This window comes from Oceanobacillus iheyensis HTE831, from assembly GCF_000011245.1.
In the GTDB taxonomy this organism is placed as follows: Bacteria; Bacillota; Bacilli; order Bacillales; family Amphibacillaceae; genus Oceanobacillus; species Oceanobacillus iheyensis.
Map to the genome: position 1 here is coordinate 2,256,434 of NC_004193.1, position 18,239 is coordinate 2,274,672.

Below are 18,239 nucleotides of genomic sequence, written 5' to 3' on the forward strand. Positions count from 1 at the left end.
CTATAATAGTTTAGAGAATTTAGGAGGTCTATACATGAATATGAAAGAAAAACTACTACGTTTTTGGGATACATTAAAGCGTTGGTGGCATGAAGGTATCGTCCAACGAACTTCTAGAATTACATATGATGTTATTTGGAATATTATCTTATTTGCCTGCGTTATCATGTTCATCGGATTCTTTTTAGTTGGAGGTATCGGATTAGGTTACTTCGCATCTTTAGTAAAAGACGAACCTATTCGTGATAAAGAATCTATGGCGATGGATATTTACAATTATTCAGAGACATCTAGTATTTACTTTGCTGGTGAAGTATATGCAGGCGATATACGTTCTGATTTATATCGAGAAGATACTACATTGGAAGAAGTATCTCCAGTTTTAATCGATGCTGTAATTGCTACTGAGGATGAATATTTTATGGAGCACGAAGGAATTGTTCCTAAAGCGATCTTAAGAGCAATGGTACAAGAATTTACCAACTCTTCGATTCAAACAGGAGGTAGTACATTAACACAGCAATTAATTAAAAACCAAATACTAACAAATGAAGTTTCGTTTGAAAGAAAAGCAAAAGAAATATTACTTGCAATGCGGTTAGAACAATTCTTCGAGAAAGATGAAATAATGGAAGCTTATTTGAATATTATTCCGTATGGTCGTAATTCTTCTGGTCGTAATATCGCAGGGATTCAAACAGCTTCACAAGGAATATTTGGTGTGAATGCAAATGAACTCTCACTATCACAAGCTGCCTATTTAGCTGGATTACCACAAAGCCCTTCTGTTTATACACCTTTTTTAAATAGCGGTGAATTAAAAGATGAAGATGGCTTGCAACCCGGAATAAATCGAATGAAGACAGTTCTACGTCGTATGCATGAAATGAACTACATAACAGATGAAGAACTGAACGAAGCGCTAGAATATGATATTGCACAAGATTTCACCAATGGAAAACCGTCCATTATAGATCAATATCCTTACCTTACATTCGAAGTTGAAAAACGTGCAAAAAATATTATTAAAAATGTTCTGATGGAACAAGATGACATCACAAAAGAAGAGCTGGATGAAGATGAAAATCTCGAAGCAGAGTATGAAGAACTAGCGGAACGCGCTATGCGTATGGATGGTTATGAAATTCATACGACGATCGATAAAGGAATCTATGATGTGATGCAAGAAGTAGCCCGTAACTATGAAAATTATGGTTACGATCGTACGTTTACGAAAACCAATGATGAGGGCGAATCATATGAAGTAACAGAACGAATACAAACCGGTGCAGTAATGATTGAAAATAGCAGCGGTCGCATTATTTCCTTTGTTGGTGGAAGAGGGCATGATGAAGACCATTCGAACAACTATGCATTTAATACAGTACGATCAATTGGAAGTACAAGCAAACCAATTCTTGTCTATGGACCTGCTATGGAAGCTGGAGTCGTACAACCAGGGACACCGATTGCAGACTATCCTAGAACATTTGGAAATTGGACCCCCAAAAACTATGGTGGCGGAAATTATGGTATGATATCCGCTCGTAAAGCATTGGAAAGTTCCTACAACATACCGGCTGTCGATACGTATATGAGAATAGTTAATGAGGATCCAGCTGCAAATTATTTGGAAAAAATGGGAGTTACTTCGCTAACAGAAGGTGATCACTATAATCTTTCTTTCGCTTTGGGTGCAACGGATTATGGTATTAGTGTAGAAGAAACGGTAAACGCATATAGTACGATTGGTAATGGCGGCAAATTTTCAGATGGGTATATGATTGAAAAAATTATGAATCCTGACGGGGAGGTCATCTATGAACATGAATCCGAACCAGTGGACATATTTAGTCCGCAGACAAATTATTTAACACTTGATATGATGCGAGGCGTAGTTTCAAGCGGTACTGCCGGTTATTTAAATTCCCAGTTAAATAATACAAGTGTCGATTGGGCTGGAAAAACAGGTACCTCCCAAAACTATCATGATGCTTGGTTTATGGGTACCAATCCAAATATTACACTGGGGACGTGGATTGGATACGATACTCCGTATTCGATTAATGCACAGAATCATCCCCTTTCTTATAGCCATAGAAACTTGCAGCTCTGGGCAAAACTGATTAATGCAGCCGCAAATGAAAATCCGGAGTTAGTTACACCTACTGATCGCTTTGAACGTCCTGGCGGAATCGTCGAACGTAGTTATTGTGCAGTTTCAGGTATGCTTCCATCAGAACTTTGTGAGCAGGCAGGGTTAGTGAAAACTGATTTATTCAATGAGAAATTTGCTCCATCGGAAGAAGACGATAGCTTAATTTCTGGTAGTTACGTTGTAGTAAACGGAAAATCGGTAAAGGCTGGTTCAAATACACCTTCTGAATTTGTAGAAGGAGATGGATTAATGTTCAATCCCGAATGGTTGGAACGTAAAGGCTATAATAATCTCAATGATATTAGTCAACTCTATCCAAGAACAGAAAGAGATAAATGGGAAAAAATTGCTGCTCCAAGTGGTTCTGTAGGCTCGTCTATCGAAGACGATGGTAAGGCTCCCGCAAGTCCAACTTCCTTGAAGAAATCAGGAAGTAATTTGACCTGGAACTCATCTTCTAGTAATGATGTAGTCGGTTATCGTGTTTATCGCTCTAGTGAACCAGGTGGTAACTTCAAAAAAATCGGTAGTACAACTTCTACAAGTTATGAAATCGGAAATGATAACGGAGTATATATTGTACGTGCAGTCGATTATTTTGGTAAAGAATCCGATAATTCCAGTGAAGTTATTGTTGGTGAGACATCAGATAAAGAAGAAGAGACTCCTGATAACGAAACAAATGAGGAGTCAGAGAATGACTCAGAGGAAGACTCCAATAGCAATGATGAGAATCAAGAAGAAAATTCTGAGGAAGAAACTGATGAAAATAATAACGAAGAATCAAGCTCTGATGAAGAATAATACTATCTTTTGTTAAGAAGATAAGAAATACCCTCTAATTACCGTTTCAATCTAATTAGAGGGTGTTTTTTGTTTAAAGCTAATTATTATCAACATATCTTGCTCATCAAATTCCCACATATCCCCGTAAGCAACTTCCCATAAATGTCCATCTGGATCTTGAAAATAACCGCTATATCCTCCCCATTCAACTTTTTCAGGTAGCTTTAGGATTGTTGCTTCCGCATTTTTTGCCAACATAAATATCTCATCTACTTCTTGTTTTGATTTCGCATTATACGCTAATGTTACTCCACTAAAGGCTGATTTTTCTATTGATGGTGGGTTTTGTTTATAAATATCTTCAGCTAATAAATTCATCGGGTAAAGGGAAATTTTTGAACCGTTATTATTAAAAAATACAACGTCTGGATCTTCAGGATCCCCGTATATTTTCACATCAAATCCTAATCCTTCCCGATAAAAATTATAGCTTTTTACAATATCACGAACACCCAAAGTAACTAAATTTAATCGATTCATAGTCATACTCCTTAATGTTTGATGTCCTTAATGTACTATTTTTTTATATAAATTTCAAAAAATACTAAAAACAGTTTTGGGTTTCCTGTATAATAGAAATTGAAATATTATGTATTACTACAGGTGGTGAATTAATGGAACATACAAAGAAACACCATTCTATCTCCTATTCAACGAATCTTGGAGAAATTACTATTGAAGGACCTATTCCGCGTAAAGAACTAGAAAAATATGAATTTCATTCTGAACTCACAGCTTTTCGTCCCGCTCCCAAACAATTTGATGCTTTATTGGATATTGCTGAATTCCCTGAAGGAAGAATTATTATTGTGCGAACAGAAGATACCATAATTGGATATGTAACCTACCTTCATCCTGATCCATTAGAAAGATGGTCTGCTTTTAAAATGCAAGACCTTATTGAATTAGGAGCCATTGAAATTATCCCCTCATATCGCGGTGCAAGAGTAGCATCTAACTTATTAAAAATATCCATGATGGATGAATATATGGAAAATTACATTGTTATATCAACAGAGTATTATTGGCATTGGGATTTGGATGGTACAAAGTTAAGTATATGGGAATATCGTAAAGTGATGGAAAAAATGATGGCTGCAGGAGGTCTATTACCAGCACCAACTGATGATCCAGAAATTATTTCCCACCCTGCAAACTGCTTAATGGTACGAATAGGTAAAAATGTTAGCCAGAAATCAATTGAACAGTTTGATGAATTACGTTTTTTAGGAAGATCAAAATACAGAAATATGAGAGAAGGTCTTTAACATGTTAGTTGAAGAAATTATGAAAACGGAGGTTATCACGCTTCCGCCAAAAGCAACCATTAACGATGCCCTGCAATTATTACAACTGCATAAGATTCGCCATATACCAATTGTAAATGATGATTTTCAAGTAATTGGAATTGTTTCTGATCGTGATGTACGAGATGCTAGTCCATCTACTTTTTTTGAGCAACCAGATATCGGTATATTAAATAATACCATTGATTCAATTATGACCAAGCAAGTTATTACAATACATCCGATGGATTTTGTAGAAGAAATCGCAGCTATTTTTTATGATAGAGAAATTGCTTGCTTACCAGTCGTTAGTAACAACAGACTTATTGGAATTGTAACGGAAAAAGATATGTTATATACATTAATTCAACTAACTGGGACACATGTCCAAAGCTCTCTTGTTGAAGTAAAAGTACCAGATCAACCAGGGATTCTACCTGAGGTTGCAGCTATTTTTGGTAAACGAAAAATTAATATTGTATCCGTTCTCATTTACCCTTATAAAGATCCAGATTATAAAATATTGGTATTTCGTGTAAAAACATTAAATCCCATGCCGATCATACAAGACTTACGAGAAGCTGGATATCCATTATTGTGGCCAAATAATATTGCGGAGCCGAAACGATGACTGGTACTTCAGGTTTTGTATATTCAGCCGATTATTTGAAATACCACTTTCACGAAAACCATCCATTTAATCAAAAAAGAGTGCTTTTAACGAAAGAGTTATTGGAAGCTCATCAAGTATTAAGTAATCATGATTTAATATCTCCTCGATTGGCCACTGAGGAAGAATTATTATTATTTCATCATCCTAACTATATGGAAACAGTCAAACGAGCTGGAAGTGGAGAAATTACAGAAGAAAGTGCTTTAGAGTATGGAATAGGAACAGAGGACACCCCTGCTTTTTTTCAAATGCATGAGGCAGCTAGCTATTTAGTAGGCGGTACATTAGCAGCAGTTGATGCTGTATTAAATAATAATTATACACATGCATTAAACCTAGGAGGGGGACTGCATCATGGTTTTAGAAGTCGTGCCTCCGGATTTTGTATATATAATGATAGCGCAGTAGCTATAAAATATATTCGCAAACATACCAATTTTAAAGTTCTTTATGTTGACACAGACGCACATCATGGGGACGGGGTTCAATCTGCATTTTATGATGATCCAAATGTATGTACTTTCTCCATCCATGAAACTGGTAGATATTTATTTCCCGGAACAGGTAATATAAACGAACGCGGTATTAAAGAAGGCCATGGTTATACCTTTAATTTACCGATTGATGCGTTCACGCAGGATGAATCATTTTTAGCATTATATGAAACCGCATTCAAAGAAATTGCTGCTTTTTTTAAACCAGATATTATTGTTACTCAAAATGGAGTAGACGCTCATTGCTTGGATCCACTCACTCATTTATGTGGAACGATGCGTATATTTGAAGAGATTCCTCGAATCGCCCATGAACTTGCTCATGAATATTGTGACGGTAAATGGATTGCTATAGGTGGTGGCGGCTATGATATGTGGAGAGTAATCCCTAGAGCCTGGGGACAAATATGGAATGTAATGAAAAACAATAAAGTTAGTTATGGTGAATTGCCTACAACATGGTTAGAAAAATGGCAAGAGCAATCATCCGTTGAACTACCCCACTTATGGCAAGATCTTGAGGATATTCAACCATATATTCCTAGGAAGGATGAAATTACAGAGAAAAATTATCAGTTACTACAAAGTCTATTAAAATATACAAAACCGATAAATTATTCAAATAATTTATCGGCAAAGCAAAAGTAAAATTAGTTCACAATTAAAGGGGGGCATGCTCTCCCCCCTTTCTGTTTGTGAGAAAACAAGATATCTACGAGCCGTCTATCTTTACTCTATCTTTTTTTCTATTAACTGATTCTCCTTCGACTATAATTTTTCAATCATTATCTAATATTATAATTTCCACACGCCTATTCTTACTCATATTAGCCTCATTCGAATTTGGTTCTAACGGGACGGTATCAGCATATCCAACTGTTGAAAACCTTGACATATGAAGCGATTCAGCTTCTATAAAGTAACGAACAACGCTACTGGCTCTTGCACCGGATAATTCCCAGTTAGAAGGGTATCGATAATTAGATATTGGTCTAGAATCGGTATGACCTTCAACGTTTACTTGATTATCTAATTCACTTAACAAGGTACCAATATGATTTAGAAAAGGTCCTGCTTCCTCTAATATTTCAGCTTCTCCTGACTCAAATAATATTTTTTCTTGTAAGACAAGAACAACTCCACGCTCATTTCTGTTCGCAGTAATAACATCTTTAAGATTATTTTCTTCTAAGTATTGCGACACATTCATCATTAGTTCATCAAGTTCATCCGTACTTTTTTCTTCTTCTTCATTAGCGAGATATATTGGTTCAATTTCATCGATTTTACCGTCCTCACTATTTTCACCAGTACTTTCTGTCGGATTCTCCAAAGGTACAGCTGAAGGCAAGAAATCTAGTATCATACGGTTTTGAAAGGATTCTGTTACTTGATCGAACTTGGTTTGATCAATTTGCGACATAGAAAATAATAAGATAAAGAATACTAGAATGAGTGTTATCATATCAGAATATGTGACCATCCACTTTGGAGCACCTTTTTTCGACTGATGCCTTATAGATCTACGCTTCATTTAACTTTTCTCCAGCGTAGGACTTTTCATTTATTTTATTTTTCTCTGTTTGTATATCCTCTTCAGTTAAAAAAGCACTGAGCTTTTCTTCTAAAATTCGTGAATTTTGGCCTGACTGTACTCCAATTATACCCTCAATAATTATCTGTCTTATAAATACTTCTTCTTCCGTCTTAGACTCAAGTTTTCCAGCCATTGGAGTGAAAAATAGATTAGCTAAGACAGTGCCATACAAGGTAGTCAATAATGCTACCGCCATGCTGGGACCTAACGATGCAGGCTCAGCTAACTTATTCAGCATAAGCACTAAACCTATAAGGGTACCAATCATCCCCCATGCAGGAGCATATTCCGCTGCTTTCTCAATTAACTGACGTCCTTTGTAGTGCCGATCTTCCATGGCAGTAATTTCTGCCGTTAATATATCTGTAATTACTTCAGGCTCTACACCATCTACCGCTAACATCATACCCTTACGAATAAATGGATCTTCTACTTCATCCAATTCATTTTCTAAGGCAAGAATTCCTTCTCTTCTAGCACGATCTGATAAATGAATAAATAATTGAATTAGTTGAGGAATGGACCGTTGGCTTTTGTGAAATGCTTCCTTTAATACTCTTTTTGTCAGTCGAATTTGTTCCATTTTAAACGTTATCAGCATGGATGCAGTTAATCCGCCTATCACGATAAATATAGATGAAATATCTGCAAATGATGATATTCCTTCAGAACCACTGTTAGACATAATTGCTACCATTATCATTGTAAATCCAAGTGTAATACCAAGTGGAGTTAATAAATCACGTTTTGTCATCTAATCATTCTCCCATAGCTTTTCTGACATAAGAGAAGTTCAAAATGTTACCTATAAGATAACCTTTTGAACTTCTATTCATCTATACCTTTTATCGGTATTATTATTGAATTGTTGAGTTTCTAAACTCAATTCGATGAGGTAAAACAACATTTTTTTCATCGACTTGCTCTTTGTTCATATATTTCGTTAACAATCGCATCCCTACTGCGCCTATATCATATGTTGGTTGTACGATAGTTGTCAATGTAGGTCGAACCATTGTTGATAAGCGAATGTTATCAAAGCCAAATACTTCTAAGTCATTAGGCACATCAAGTCCTTTATCCTGAGCTCCATGGATAACTCCTAATGCTATTTCATCGTACATAACAAACACAGCATTAGGCTGGTCATCTAAACCTATAAGATATTCTACTGCTTCAATTCCAGTTTGATAAGCATACTCATCTTTATATATATAATCTTCATTTACTTCTATATTTGCTTCTTTTAACGCTCTTAGATAACCACTGGTTTTCAAGTTGTTTACACTAGTGTCTGCTTTACTTCCAACTAATGCAGGCTGCTTATTTCCTTTTTGTATTAATTGCTTTGTTGCTTCATATGCAGCAAGTTCATAATCAATATTCACTGAAGGAATAGTATCTGTTGGATCATATGTGGAAGCTAATACGACAGGAACTGACGAAGTTTGAAATTGGTGAATATGTTCTTCTGAAATATTACCACCCATAAACAGTATTCCATCAACCTGCTTTTCCAGCATGGTATTAATTAATTCTAATTCCTTATCCTTGTTTTGATCCGAACTACTCAAAATTATATTATATTTATACATGGTAGCAATATCTTCAATCCCACGCGCTAGTTCTGAAAAGAATATATTGGAGATATCAGGAATAATCGCTCCAACAGTTGTTGTCTTTTTACTTGCAAGCCCTCTTGCTACAGCATTGGGACGATATCCAAGTTGTTCAATTGTTGCTAATACTTTCTTTCTTGTTGTTGGTTTCACATTCGGGTTTCCGTTAACCACACGAGAAACCGTAGCCATGGAGACATTTGCTTCTCTTGCTACATCGTAAATAGTCACATTCATTATATATACCTCCTATTAGACACTCACTCATCACCAAAATCTAGTGGTGCAAGCTTCATTTGCGATCATGTAGTAAAGAATATTTATACTTTCTAAACTGACAAAATGACAATATCCACTGTTCTTTCTATATATGATACTCTAACGTGAAAAAAATTACAAAGTTTTCATGTAAACAAAATGAAAATTTTTCATAACTGTTTTCATTCTTGTCAAAAATACCAGTTTCTAACTACTGAATCAAGTTTTTTAACATTTACTGTTAGATTTAATTAAAAAATGAAAAACACTTTCTGTTTGAATTTCTCCTCTAGTTAAAGGTATTCTCTAAGTAGTTTGAACACAATGAGAGATTTACACACAGTATTCCCTATTAAGACTATTACATATCCGTCTATTACTACACATGAGATAAATTTGTCTCCTTTTACATATGCCAAAATGCTCCCCTTTAAACTTTTTAAAGAGGAGCATTTTTCAGTACACAATTATAAATTTGCTTATTTCAAACGACCTTCTACTTCTTTAATTTCTTTATAGAATTGATCGAAAGTTGGAATATCCATTTGTTGAGCAGAATCAGATAATGCTACTGCAGGATCAGGATGTACTTCTGCCATTACACCATCTGCACCAACCGCTATTGCTGCTTTTGCTGTTGGCAGCAAGAGGTCTCTACGACCAGTGGAATGCGTAACGTCCACCATAACTGGTAAATGCGTTTCTTTCTTTAATATTGGTACTGCTGATATATCCAATGTATTTCTTGTTGCTTTTTCGTATGTTCGAATACCACGTTCACAAAGGATAATGTCCCCATTTCCTCTAGACATAATGTATTCTGCGGCATTTATAAATTCTGAAATGGTAGCAGAAAGTCCTCTTTTTAATAATACAGGTTTTTTCGCATCGCCTGCTGCTTTAAGTAATTCAAAGTTTTGCATATTTCTAGCACCAATTTGAATAACATCTATATAATCGATTGCTTCTTCAATATGAGCAGGATTCACAATTTCACTAATTACTGCTAAATCATATTCGTCTGCCACTTTTTTAAGTATTTGTAACCCTTCTACTCCTAAACCTTGGAAATCATACGGAGAAGTACGAGGCTTAAATGCTCCACCTCGAAGTAGTTTTAGGCCTTTTTCTTTTACCGATTGAGCTACAGCTGCAACTTGCTCATAACTCTCAACTGCACATGGTCCAAAAACATAACTTAATTCACCATTTCCAACTTCTTTTCCTTTTAAATTAACTACAGTATTCTCTGGTTTCTTCTTACGTGATACTAATAAAGCTTTACTATGATCATCTTCCTGCAACTCTAAACTTGCTTTAAAGATTTCTTTAAATATATGTTCTAACGTAGCATCTTGGAATGGCCCGTTATTATTCTCTTTAATATAATCTAGCATTTCTCGTTCACGAACTGGGTCAAAGCGAATAATGCTCTGTTTCGTTTTTAATTTCCCTATTTCTTGTACAACACTTGCACGTTGATTGATTAAATCTAGTATTTCTAGATTTATATCATCCATTTGCTGTCTTAGTTGGTCCATTTCATTACTCATTTGACACGCTCCTTGAAGATACAATTTATATTCTTTTCGAATAATTAGAGACAATTATAGCTAAAATTTTTTCATTTGTCACCATTAAGTTTATAATAAATTTAGAATGATATAATTATATCAATAGTTTACGAGAAAGAAGGGAGCTTTATACCTATGCCTCATACCATGTTTGCACTAGATATTGGTACGCGCTCCGTTACTGGTATTTTATTAGAAATGGAAGAAAGCACTTATGAAGTCTTCGATTATGTAGAAATAGAACATACAGAACGGTCCATGCGAGATGGTCAGATACATCATGTTGTTGCTGTAGCTGAAGTGATCAAACAAGTAAAGCAAACATTAGAAGAAAGAAATGGTCTTACGTTAAAAACTGCTTGTGTAGCAGCTGCTGGACGCTCTTTAAAGACAGCAAAGGCAAAAGCAACTATCACACTTAATAATCAACCAATTACGAACCAAGAAGAAATAAAACACATGGAACTTTTAGCTGTTCAACAAGCTCAACGCAATCTAGTGATCGAAGAAAATCAGGATACTATAATGCACTATTGCGTCGGGTATTCTGTACTAAAATATCAATTAGATAATGAGGACATCGGATCATTTATTGATCAACAAGGAGATACTGCAACCGTACATATTATCGCTACGTTTCTACCGAAAGTCGTAGTTGAATCTCTTTTGGCTGCACTTCAACGCGCAGAATTAGAAATGGAAGCATTGACTTTAGAACCAATTGCGGCTATACAAGTATTAATCCCAGAATCTATGCGAAGATTAAATGTTGCTTTGGTCGATATTGGAGCCGGTACAAGCGATATTGCACTAACTGACCAAGGAACGGTAATTGCTTATGGTATGGTTCCTGTTGCCGGAGATGAAATCACAGAAGCAATAAGTGATCATTACTTATTAGATTTTCCGAAAGCAGAACAAATGAAACGCCAAATTGTTAATGATGGTGAATCACAGATAGAAGATATATTGGGTTTTGAGACAAATGTTACCTACAATCAATGTGTTGAGGATATTCGTTCTTCCATACATCATTTATCTGATCAAATCACAGAAGAAATCCTCAGACTAAATGAAAAAGTACCACGTGCTGTCATGCTTGTTGGAGGAGGAAGTTTAACTCCCGAACTCAGCAAAAACATTGCTGCCAACCTAGAATTACCTGAAAATAGAGTGGCGATCAGAGGCATTGAAGCCATTGCAAGCTTAAGTAAGACTGCTCGCACACCACAAGGACCGGCTTTTGTAACTCCTATTGGTATTGCAATTGCAGCCAGCCAAAATCCAGTTCATTATGTGACAGTTACTGTGAATAAGAATCGTGTTCGTATGTTTGAAATGAAAAAATTAACGGTAGGAGATTGTATTATTCAGTCAGGAATTGATACAAATAAACTATATGGAAATTCAGGAACAGATATTTCCATAGTCGTAAACGGACGAGACTTAGCTATCCCAGGAACTGCTGGGGAGCCTCCTGTAATATATGTTAATTCGGAATTAGCGTCCATTGATGATTCCGTAAAAAACGGCGATATTATTGATGTACAAACAGGAGCTTCAGGTAATTCTCCTCATTTACAGTTAAATGAAATTATCGATCCACCTAAACTAACTATTTATTATGGACAAGAGCTTGTTACACTTCCTACAAAAATATTAGTTAATGGACTAGAACGTAGTATGGACTATATTATCCTAGATAAAGATAAAATAGAGTGGAAAGAAAAGCTAACGGTACTAGATTTTATAGAATTAAAATCAATTCCTACAAAAGATGACTTTAACGTATATGTGAATAATCGAGAATTTACAATTCCAGAAGCAATAACAACTATCCATATTAATGGCCGAAAAGGTACAAAAGAATCCACTATCTCTACTAATGATAAGTTGGAGATTTCATCCTTTATATCTCCATCTGTATCTGATCTTTTACATCAATTAGATATAAAGATGGAACAAACATGTGAAATTATGTTTAATAACCAACCTCTTGTTATAAGTCAGCCAATTGCATGGGTATATCGAAATCATGAGCAATTGGCTAAAGATTCTTTACTATATAATGGAGATCACATTCAATTAAAGGAAGACGTCCTAAAACCATTTATTTTTCAAGATATTTTTCGTTTTATCTCATTAGATATTTATAATCTAGATCCTGGATTTAAAATCTATCGAAACGATCAACCGTCTTCATTTGATGAAACGATCCATCCAGGGGATCGACTAGAAATCAAATAAAAAGATAAAAGACTTGGAGGTATTAATACCTCCAAGCCTTTTATTATTTACCACTTATTTTTTAACTTCTTGTGCTTCTTTTTTTGATGTGTTTTTTGCTTCTGCTTTCTTCTTTGTTGCTTCAACTTCCAACTCTGCTTTTTTTATCTCTGCATCTGCTTGAATTTCTTTTTTCTTATTTGATGCGTCTTCTTTCACTTCTCCTACTTTTTCAGCTGCATTATCTTTAAATTCAGAAGCCTTCTTCTTTACATTGTCTGTAAAATCTTGTGATTTTGATGCAACTGATTTTGAAAGATCTGAAGTTGTATCCATCGCTTTCTTCTTAAATTCTTTAGATGTTGTATATGCCTTATCTTTCCACTCTGAGCCTTTTTCTTGAGCAACAATTTTCCATCCGTCTGCACGATGCTTCACTTGTACAGCACCATCATTTATATCACCACGTAAATCTTTTCCAGACTTCGGAGCAAAAAGTAGTGCTGCAGATGCCCCAACTAGTCCTCCTATTAGTGATCCGATAAGAAAGTCCTTCGTGTTAATTTGATTATTATCTTGATTATCAGCCATATCGTATTACCTCCTAAGTATTATTTCGATTTATTCTTTCTGTTATTCCAGAATTCAAACAGCGATGCACCCCATTTAACTGCTTGTGCTGCTTTTTCCTGATCTTCTTTCGAATGTTTAGAAATAATTTTTGATAGATGTGCTAATGTCTGATTAAAATCTTGAAGCGTATTTCCAATTCCTTTTGCACTTTCAAACAGACTATCTAATTTTGATGATTTTTGATTCATATCTTCTGCAAGTCGATTCGTCTTATTTAATAATTGTGTAGCCTCGGATGTTACACCTTGCATTTGCTTTTCCAGCCCTTGCAATGTACCTGAAACATCATTTAGTGTTTGCTTTGTTGCTTTAAGTGTAATAATTACATAAACCACCAGTATTACAAAAGCAAGAGCTGCAATCCCTGCGGCAATGTATAGTATGATTTCCATTTTTTCTAATCAGCTCCTTTTATGTTGGTTGTTCAGGTTATACAGCTCAAATGTATAAGGGCTTATTAGTATCTTGTTCGTTTTATTCCCGAAATTCAATTTTATAAACCTATGTAATTTCTATTTGAACTGTACATCCATTGTATATTATTTCCCATAATTTGTACAAATACTAACATTTTCATGTTAAAAAATACAAAAAACCGAGCCTTATTTTCTAAAGCTCGGTTCATAATTAATCTTGAAAATTTGTTGATTTAGTAGTTGTTTCTTCATAAGCAGCCTGGAATTTCTGAATATCTCCCGCTCCCATAAATATTAGAACACTATCTTTAAATTCTTGTAAAACTTCTGTTTCCTTTAAAGATAATAATTGACTGTTAGGAATTAATTTCTGCAAATCATTAATGGTTAACTGTCCTGAATCTTCACGTGCCGATTTAAATATATCACACAGATATACATTATCCGCTTCATTTAGACTATCTGCAAACTCTTTTAAGAATGTTTTTGTACGAGTAAATGTATGTGGTTGGAAAATAGCTACCACATTTTTATTTGGATATTTTTTCCTTGCAGACTCTATTGTAACAGATATTTCTTTAGGGTGATGTGCATAATCATCAATAACAATTTGTGATCCTATTTCCTTTTCTGTGAATCGACGTTTAACTCCTTCAAAGGTATCCAATTGTTTCATATGCTCAACGGAAATCCCTTCATAATGACAAATGGCAATAACAGCCAGTGCATTCAATACCGTATGATTTCCATACGTAGGAATTATAAAGTGATCATAGTAGGTGTTCCGTACAAATACGTCAAATTCAGTGCCATTTGCTGTTTCTACTACGTTTTGTGCCTGAAAATCATTAGAATCATTAAAACCATAGTAGATGACAGGTACCTTTGTATGAATTCCTTGTAATTGTTCATCATCACCGCATGCCACAATACACTTTTTAACTCGATCTGCCATAGACTGAAATGCATCAACGACATCATCTAAACTTGTAAAGTAATCTGGATGATCGAAATCAATATTCGTCATAATCGCATAATCAGGCTCGTATTTTAAAAAGTGTCTACGATACTCACATGCTTCAAAAACAAAATATTCGCTATCTACATGACCATTGCCAGTTCCATCCCCAATTAAATAGGAGATTGGATAAGCAGATTTTAAAACATGTGATAACAAACCAGTCGTTGAAGTTTTCCCATGCGCTCCAGTGACTGCAATACTTGTGTACTGTTTTAGCCATTCACCTAGAAACTCATGATAACGGTAAAATTTACATCCAAGCTCTTTAGCCTTCTGAATTTCAATATGATCATCAGAAAACGCATTACCTGCAATTATTGTATAATCTTCTTTAATATTTTCTTTAGAAAACGGTAAAATAGTAATATTTTTTTGCTCTAACGCTTCTTGAGTAAAGAAACGCTTTTCAAAATCAGATCCTTGCACTTTTTCTCCAGAGTCATGAAGAATTTGTGCAAGTGCACTCATTCCAGTTCCTTTTATACCTATAAAATGGTAAGTTGTCATAAACGAACCTCCAACATGTTCTTACAATCATTCATTCTTATGATGTTTAGTACTTTTTCATACCGGTACATTATAGCAAAAAATCGATCTCTTTCAAACTTAAATATATTTATTCCGTATGTTTTTCCAGTTTTCACCTTTTATGCTTCTTTATACATTTATCTTTTGCTCTACATTTCTGTTTATTACTTTTAAATATAATACAGGATACACCTACATATATAACGAATCCTTGGTTTTATTCAAAACAGTTCTCGCACTCTTTACCCCAGTGTATACAATTACTAGGTAAGATGTTCTTACACTAGCTTTAATAGCTATGAGGAGTTTCCCGTATTATTTTTTTAATGCATCTTATGGCTAACTATTACTAGGAATGAATTTATCACCATTTCTTTTACATGTCATCCGCCTGGGTTTTAGAAATTAGTATTTCTCTAGGTTTACTACCGTTTTGACCAGATATTATTCCTCGACTTTCTAAAGAGTCTATTAATCTAGCAGCCCGGTTATACCCAATTTTAAAGTGTCTTTGCAGTAGTGACGTACTCGCACCATTCTGAGCAATTACAAATGATATCGCTTCTTGTAGAAGCTCATCTTCCTCTTCATCAACAGTAATTTGTTCTAATAGCTCTTCTTGTTCAAATAAATAATTCGGCTCAGCAATTGATCTTGCGTACGTCGCAACTCTTTCAATTTCGTCATCGGACACAAATGGTCCTTGTAATCGAACACTTTTCCCAGCACCATTTTCAACAAATAACATATCACCTTTACCGAGAAGCTTTTCTGCACCGCTAGAATCTATGATTGTTCTAGAATCCACTTGTGAGGATACACTAAAAGCAATTCTTGTTGGGATGTTTGCTTTGATTAAACCAGTAATTACATCAACAGAAGGACGCTGTGTAGCTAACAGTAAATGAATTCCACAAGCTCGTGCTTTTTGCGCAATCCGACTAATGGCATCTTCGACATCTTGTGGAGACATCATCATTAAATCAGCAAGCTCGTCAATTACAATAACGATGAATGGCATCTTCTTATCAATTCTGCCTTGCTTAATCATTTTCTGATTATATCTCTCAATGTCCCGAACACCTTCCTCAACAAAACGTTCATACCGGTCTTCCATTTCATTAACAGCCCACTTTAAGCTTTGCGTTGCTGCTTTGACATCTGTAATTACCGGGGATACTAGATGCGGGATACCGTTATAGGGGGCAAGCTCCACCATTTTAGGATCAATAAGCAGAAACTTCACATCTTCATGACTTGCTTTATAGATTAAGCTGATTAATATAGTATTTATACACACACTTTTTCCTGATCCAGTAGCCCCAGCGATGAGGCCATGGGGCATTTTTTGTATATTCGTCACTTTTGGATTTCCTTCAATTGTCAAACCAAGTGCTATACTAAGTGGTGATCTGCTCTCTTTAAATGATGTACTTTCAAAAATTGATTGCAAACCGACCATCTCAGCATGACGGTTTGGTATTTCAATTCCTACTGTGTTTTTCCCCGGTATTGGTGCTTCTATACGAATATCTTGTGCTGACATATTTAATTTTAAGTCGTCCGCTAAATTCTTTATTTTACTTACCTTAACCCCCATTTCAGGTTGTACCTCAAAACGGGTTACAGAAGGACCTTGCGTTGCATGAACTACTTTTGCCTTCACCTGGAAATGCTTTAATGTTTTTTCCAACAGTTCCCGTTGTTCGTTCAACCAAACACTATCATCTTCCGTACGACGGATGGGGTCATCCAATAGGTGGTATGGAATCGATAGGTTAGCTTTCGTATTTTCTGCGGGTGTTTCTTCTTTCACTACATTTTTTTGCCCATTCTCTAAATTCAATTTTTGTTGCGCTTGCTGTAATGCAGCTTCTCGCTTGCGTTCAGATTCCATTAATCGAGAGTGTGTCTGTTCCCTTTTTTTCTGTTCATGCATATTTTTTTTATCTCTTGGAGTCATCATTACATTGAATGGTGTAGCATTCTTCTGAGCAGAGTGCTTTCTATATGCCTGATTACTCTGATTATCATCCACCGGGTTGATTTTTTTATCATTTGTTGGTTTTTCTTCTTCTTGTGTAACAACTGGTTCCGCTGGTTCCGTCGTAGAAGCAGCTTCATTATTTGCAAAACTCTCAGTTTCTGGTGGCTTAGAATCTAACGTAGCTAGACTATTATCTTCTGCCTTTTTTTCTATCGATGAAGTTTGCTGATCCTCTTCCTTCTCTTGTACTAACAAATGATTCCCGACTTTATTTTTGTTACTATCTTCAACAACTTCGGTATCTTCATGAAGATGATTTTCTTTTTTACGTTGGAAAGCTGGTATATCATCAATCGATGTAGAATATCTTTTTTGATATCCATAGATTGGTGATGGTACGTCTGTTGGTTGGAAAGGAATATCTGGATTTTTCTTGTATACCTTTCTACCATTATTATCCGTCGTCTGTGTATATTCATCATTTGATCTTATAAATTGGTTTTCTTTATAGTTACTGGTAGATTTTCTATAAGTATATGTTTGATCTTGATCTGGAACTTGATTTTGTTCTGAAACTTGAACTTGATTTTGTTCTTGCTTTGTTTCTTCTTGTTCCCTTCTTAAACTGCGTTGGGAATGTCGTTTTTTATAAGCAGGTTCATATGTCTGGTGATTCGTTTGATTTTTTTCCGTCTCATCGGGAATTACAGGAAATTTAAATGAAGATCGAGACGGGTACTGATAAGTCATTCTTGCCTTTACTTCTGACTTTGGCTCAGGATTATCTACTTCAACTTCAATCGTCTCTTCGACTTCAACTTCTTTTGTAAATACATTTTTTAATTTTTCTATCCATTGTTCCCACATTTCATATTCACTCATTTCTCTAAAAGATCGTACATGCTTAGTTTATCAGTTTTTCA

The 18,239-nt window shown here is 35.2% G+C and carries 14 protein-coding genes; 5 read left to right on the plus strand and 9 right to left on the minus strand.

The genetic code is table 11. The annotated features are described in order from the left end of the window. Positions 1-34: 34 nt before the first annotated feature. Positions 35-2,962 carry a transglycosylase domain-containing protein gene (locus tag OB_RS11405; protein WP_041544222.1) on the plus strand — a complete coding sequence of 976 codons (2,928 nt, stop codon included), beginning with the start codon at positions 35-37 and terminating at the stop codon, positions 2,960-2,962. A gap of 51 nt (positions 2,963-3,013) precedes the next feature. Here the strand turns inward: OB_RS11405 and OB_RS11410 are convergent, their stop codons facing one another. Next, the gene (locus OB_RS11410; RefSeq protein ID WP_011066614.1) at positions 3,014-3,484 is read right to left on the minus strand and encodes a VOC family protein; all 471 of its coding nucleotides are present in this window, start codon (positions 3,482-3,484) and stop codon (positions 3,014-3,016) included. A gap of 134 nt (positions 3,485-3,618) precedes the next feature. Here OB_RS11410 and OB_RS11415 point away from each other — a divergent pair, with 134 nt between their 5' ends. From OB_RS11415 to OB_RS11425, 3 genes are read left to right on the plus strand one after another with little or no spacing between them, the layout of a single operon-like run. Beyond that, complete coding sequence (locus OB_RS11415; RefSeq protein WP_011066615.1) at positions 3,619-4,272, plus strand: GNAT family N-acetyltransferase; 654 nt, start codon at positions 3,619-3,621, stop codon at positions 4,270-4,272. 1 nt (position 4,273) lies between these two features. Further along, positions 4,274-4,921, plus strand: coding sequence for an acetoin utilization AcuB family protein (locus tag OB_RS11420; RefSeq protein WP_011066616.1), 648 nt, complete (start codon positions 4,274-4,276; stop codon positions 4,919-4,921). After that, the gene (locus OB_RS11425; protein ID WP_011066617.1) at positions 4,918-6,105 is read left to right on the plus strand and encodes an acetoin utilization protein AcuC; all 1,188 of its coding nucleotides are present in this window, start codon (positions 4,918-4,920) and stop codon (positions 6,103-6,105) included. The genes OB_RS11420 and OB_RS11425 overlap by 4 nt, the downstream gene beginning before the upstream one ends. Positions 6,106-6,235: 130 nt before the next feature. Here OB_RS11425 and motS read toward each other — a convergent pair whose 3' ends face one another. The 4 genes from motS to OB_RS11445 all read right to left on the minus strand — a co-directional run bounded on the left by motS (position 6,236) and on the right by OB_RS11445 (position 10,484). Next, positions 6,236-6,991: a flagellar motor protein MotS gene (motS, locus tag OB_RS11430; RefSeq protein ID WP_011066618.1), complete on the minus strand. Its 756-nt coding sequence runs from the start codon at positions 6,989-6,991 to the stop codon at positions 6,236-6,238. Then, complete coding sequence (gene motP / locus OB_RS11435; RefSeq protein ID WP_011066619.1) at positions 6,981-7,808, minus strand: flagellar motor protein MotP; 828 nt, start codon at positions 7,806-7,808, stop codon at positions 6,981-6,983. The genes motS and motP overlap by 11 nt, the downstream gene beginning before the upstream one ends. Positions 7,809-7,911: 103 nt before the next feature. Next, a complete protein-coding gene (gene ccpA / locus OB_RS11440; protein WP_011066620.1) occupies positions 7,912-8,910 on the minus strand; it encodes a catabolite control protein A in 999 nt (332 codons plus the stop codon). A 500-nt stretch (positions 8,911-9,410) separates the two neighbouring features. Further along, the gene (locus tag OB_RS11445; protein ID WP_011066621.1) at positions 9,411-10,484 is read right to left on the minus strand and encodes a bifunctional 3-deoxy-7-phosphoheptulonate synthase/chorismate mutase; all 1,074 of its coding nucleotides are present in this window, start codon (positions 10,482-10,484) and stop codon (positions 9,411-9,413) included. A 156-nt stretch (positions 10,485-10,640) separates the two neighbouring features. Between OB_RS11445 and OB_RS11450 the strand changes: the two genes are divergently transcribed. Beyond that, on the plus strand, positions 10,641-12,752 hold the full coding sequence (locus tag OB_RS11450; protein ID WP_011066622.1) for a cell division protein FtsA: 2,112 nt from the start codon (positions 10,641-10,643) through the stop codon (positions 12,750-12,752). A 54-nt stretch (positions 12,753-12,806) separates the two neighbouring features. Here OB_RS11450 and OB_RS11455 read toward each other — a convergent pair whose 3' ends face one another. From OB_RS11455 to OB_RS11470, 4 genes are all read right to left on the minus strand, one after another. Continuing rightward, positions 12,807-13,322: a YtxH domain-containing protein gene (locus OB_RS11455; RefSeq protein ID WP_011066623.1), complete on the minus strand. Its 516-nt coding sequence runs from the start codon at positions 13,320-13,322 to the stop codon at positions 12,807-12,809. A gap of 20 nt (positions 13,323-13,342) precedes the next feature. After that, positions 13,343-13,756, minus strand: a complete 414-nt coding sequence (locus OB_RS11460; protein WP_011066624.1) for a DUF948 domain-containing protein — start codon at positions 13,754-13,756, stop codon at positions 13,343-13,345. A 235-nt stretch (positions 13,757-13,991) separates the two neighbouring features. Beyond that, complete coding sequence (gene murC, locus OB_RS11465) at positions 13,992-15,308, minus strand: UDP-N-acetylmuramate--L-alanine ligase (RefSeq protein ID WP_011066625.1); 1,317 nt, start codon at positions 15,306-15,308, stop codon at positions 13,992-13,994. A gap of 397 nt (positions 15,309-15,705) precedes the next feature. Then, entirely contained in the window at positions 15,706-18,183 is a 2,478-nt protein-coding gene (locus OB_RS11470) for a DNA translocase FtsK (RefSeq protein WP_011066626.1), read from the minus strand. Positions 18,184-18,239 lie beyond the last annotated feature (56 nt).

Coding starts and splice junctions, on each gene's coding strand:
- OB_RS11420 (WP_011066616.1), top strand. CDS start 4,274: ATGTTAGTTGAAGAAATTATGAAAACGGAGGTTATCACGCTTCCGCCA.
- motS (WP_011066618.1), bottom strand. CDS start 6,991: ATGAAGCGTAGATCTATAAGGCATCAGTCGAAAAAAGGTGCTCCAAAG.
- motP (WP_011066619.1), bottom strand. CDS start 7,808: ATGACAAAACGTGATTTATTAACTCCACTTGGTATTACACTTGGATTT.
- OB_RS11425 (WP_011066617.1), top strand. CDS start 4,918: ATGACTGGTACTTCAGGTTTTGTATATTCAGCCGATTATTTGAAATAC.
- OB_RS11410 (WP_011066614.1), bottom strand. CDS start 3,484: ATGAATCGATTAAATTTAGTTACTTTGGGTGTTCGTGATATTGTAAAA.
- OB_RS11405 (WP_041544222.1), top strand. CDS start 35: ATGAATATGAAAGAAAAACTACTACGTTTTTGGGATACATTAAAGCGT.
- OB_RS11460 (WP_011066624.1), bottom strand. CDS start 13,756: ATGGAAATCATACTATACATTGCCGCAGGGATTGCAGCTCTTGCTTTT.
- murC (WP_011066625.1), bottom strand. CDS start 15,308: ATGACAACTTACCATTTTATAGGTATAAAAGGAACTGGAATGAGTGCA.
- OB_RS11455 (WP_011066623.1), bottom strand. CDS start 13,322: ATGGCTGATAATCAAGATAATAATCAAATTAACACGAAGGACTTTCTT.
- OB_RS11415 (WP_011066615.1), top strand. CDS start 3,619: ATGGAACATACAAAGAAACACCATTCTATCTCCTATTCAACGAATCTT.
- ccpA (WP_011066620.1), bottom strand. CDS start 8,910: ATGAATGTGACTATTTACGATGTAGCAAGAGAAGCAAATGTCTCCATG.
- OB_RS11450 (WP_011066622.1), top strand. CDS start 10,641: ATGCCTCATACCATGTTTGCACTAGATATTGGTACGCGCTCCGTTACT.
- OB_RS11470 (WP_011066626.1), bottom strand. CDS start 18,183: ATGTGGGAACAATGGATAGAAAAATTAAAAAATGTATTTACAAAAGAA.
- OB_RS11445 (WP_011066621.1), bottom strand. CDS start 10,484: ATGAGTAATGAAATGGACCAACTAAGACAGCAAATGGATGATATAAAT.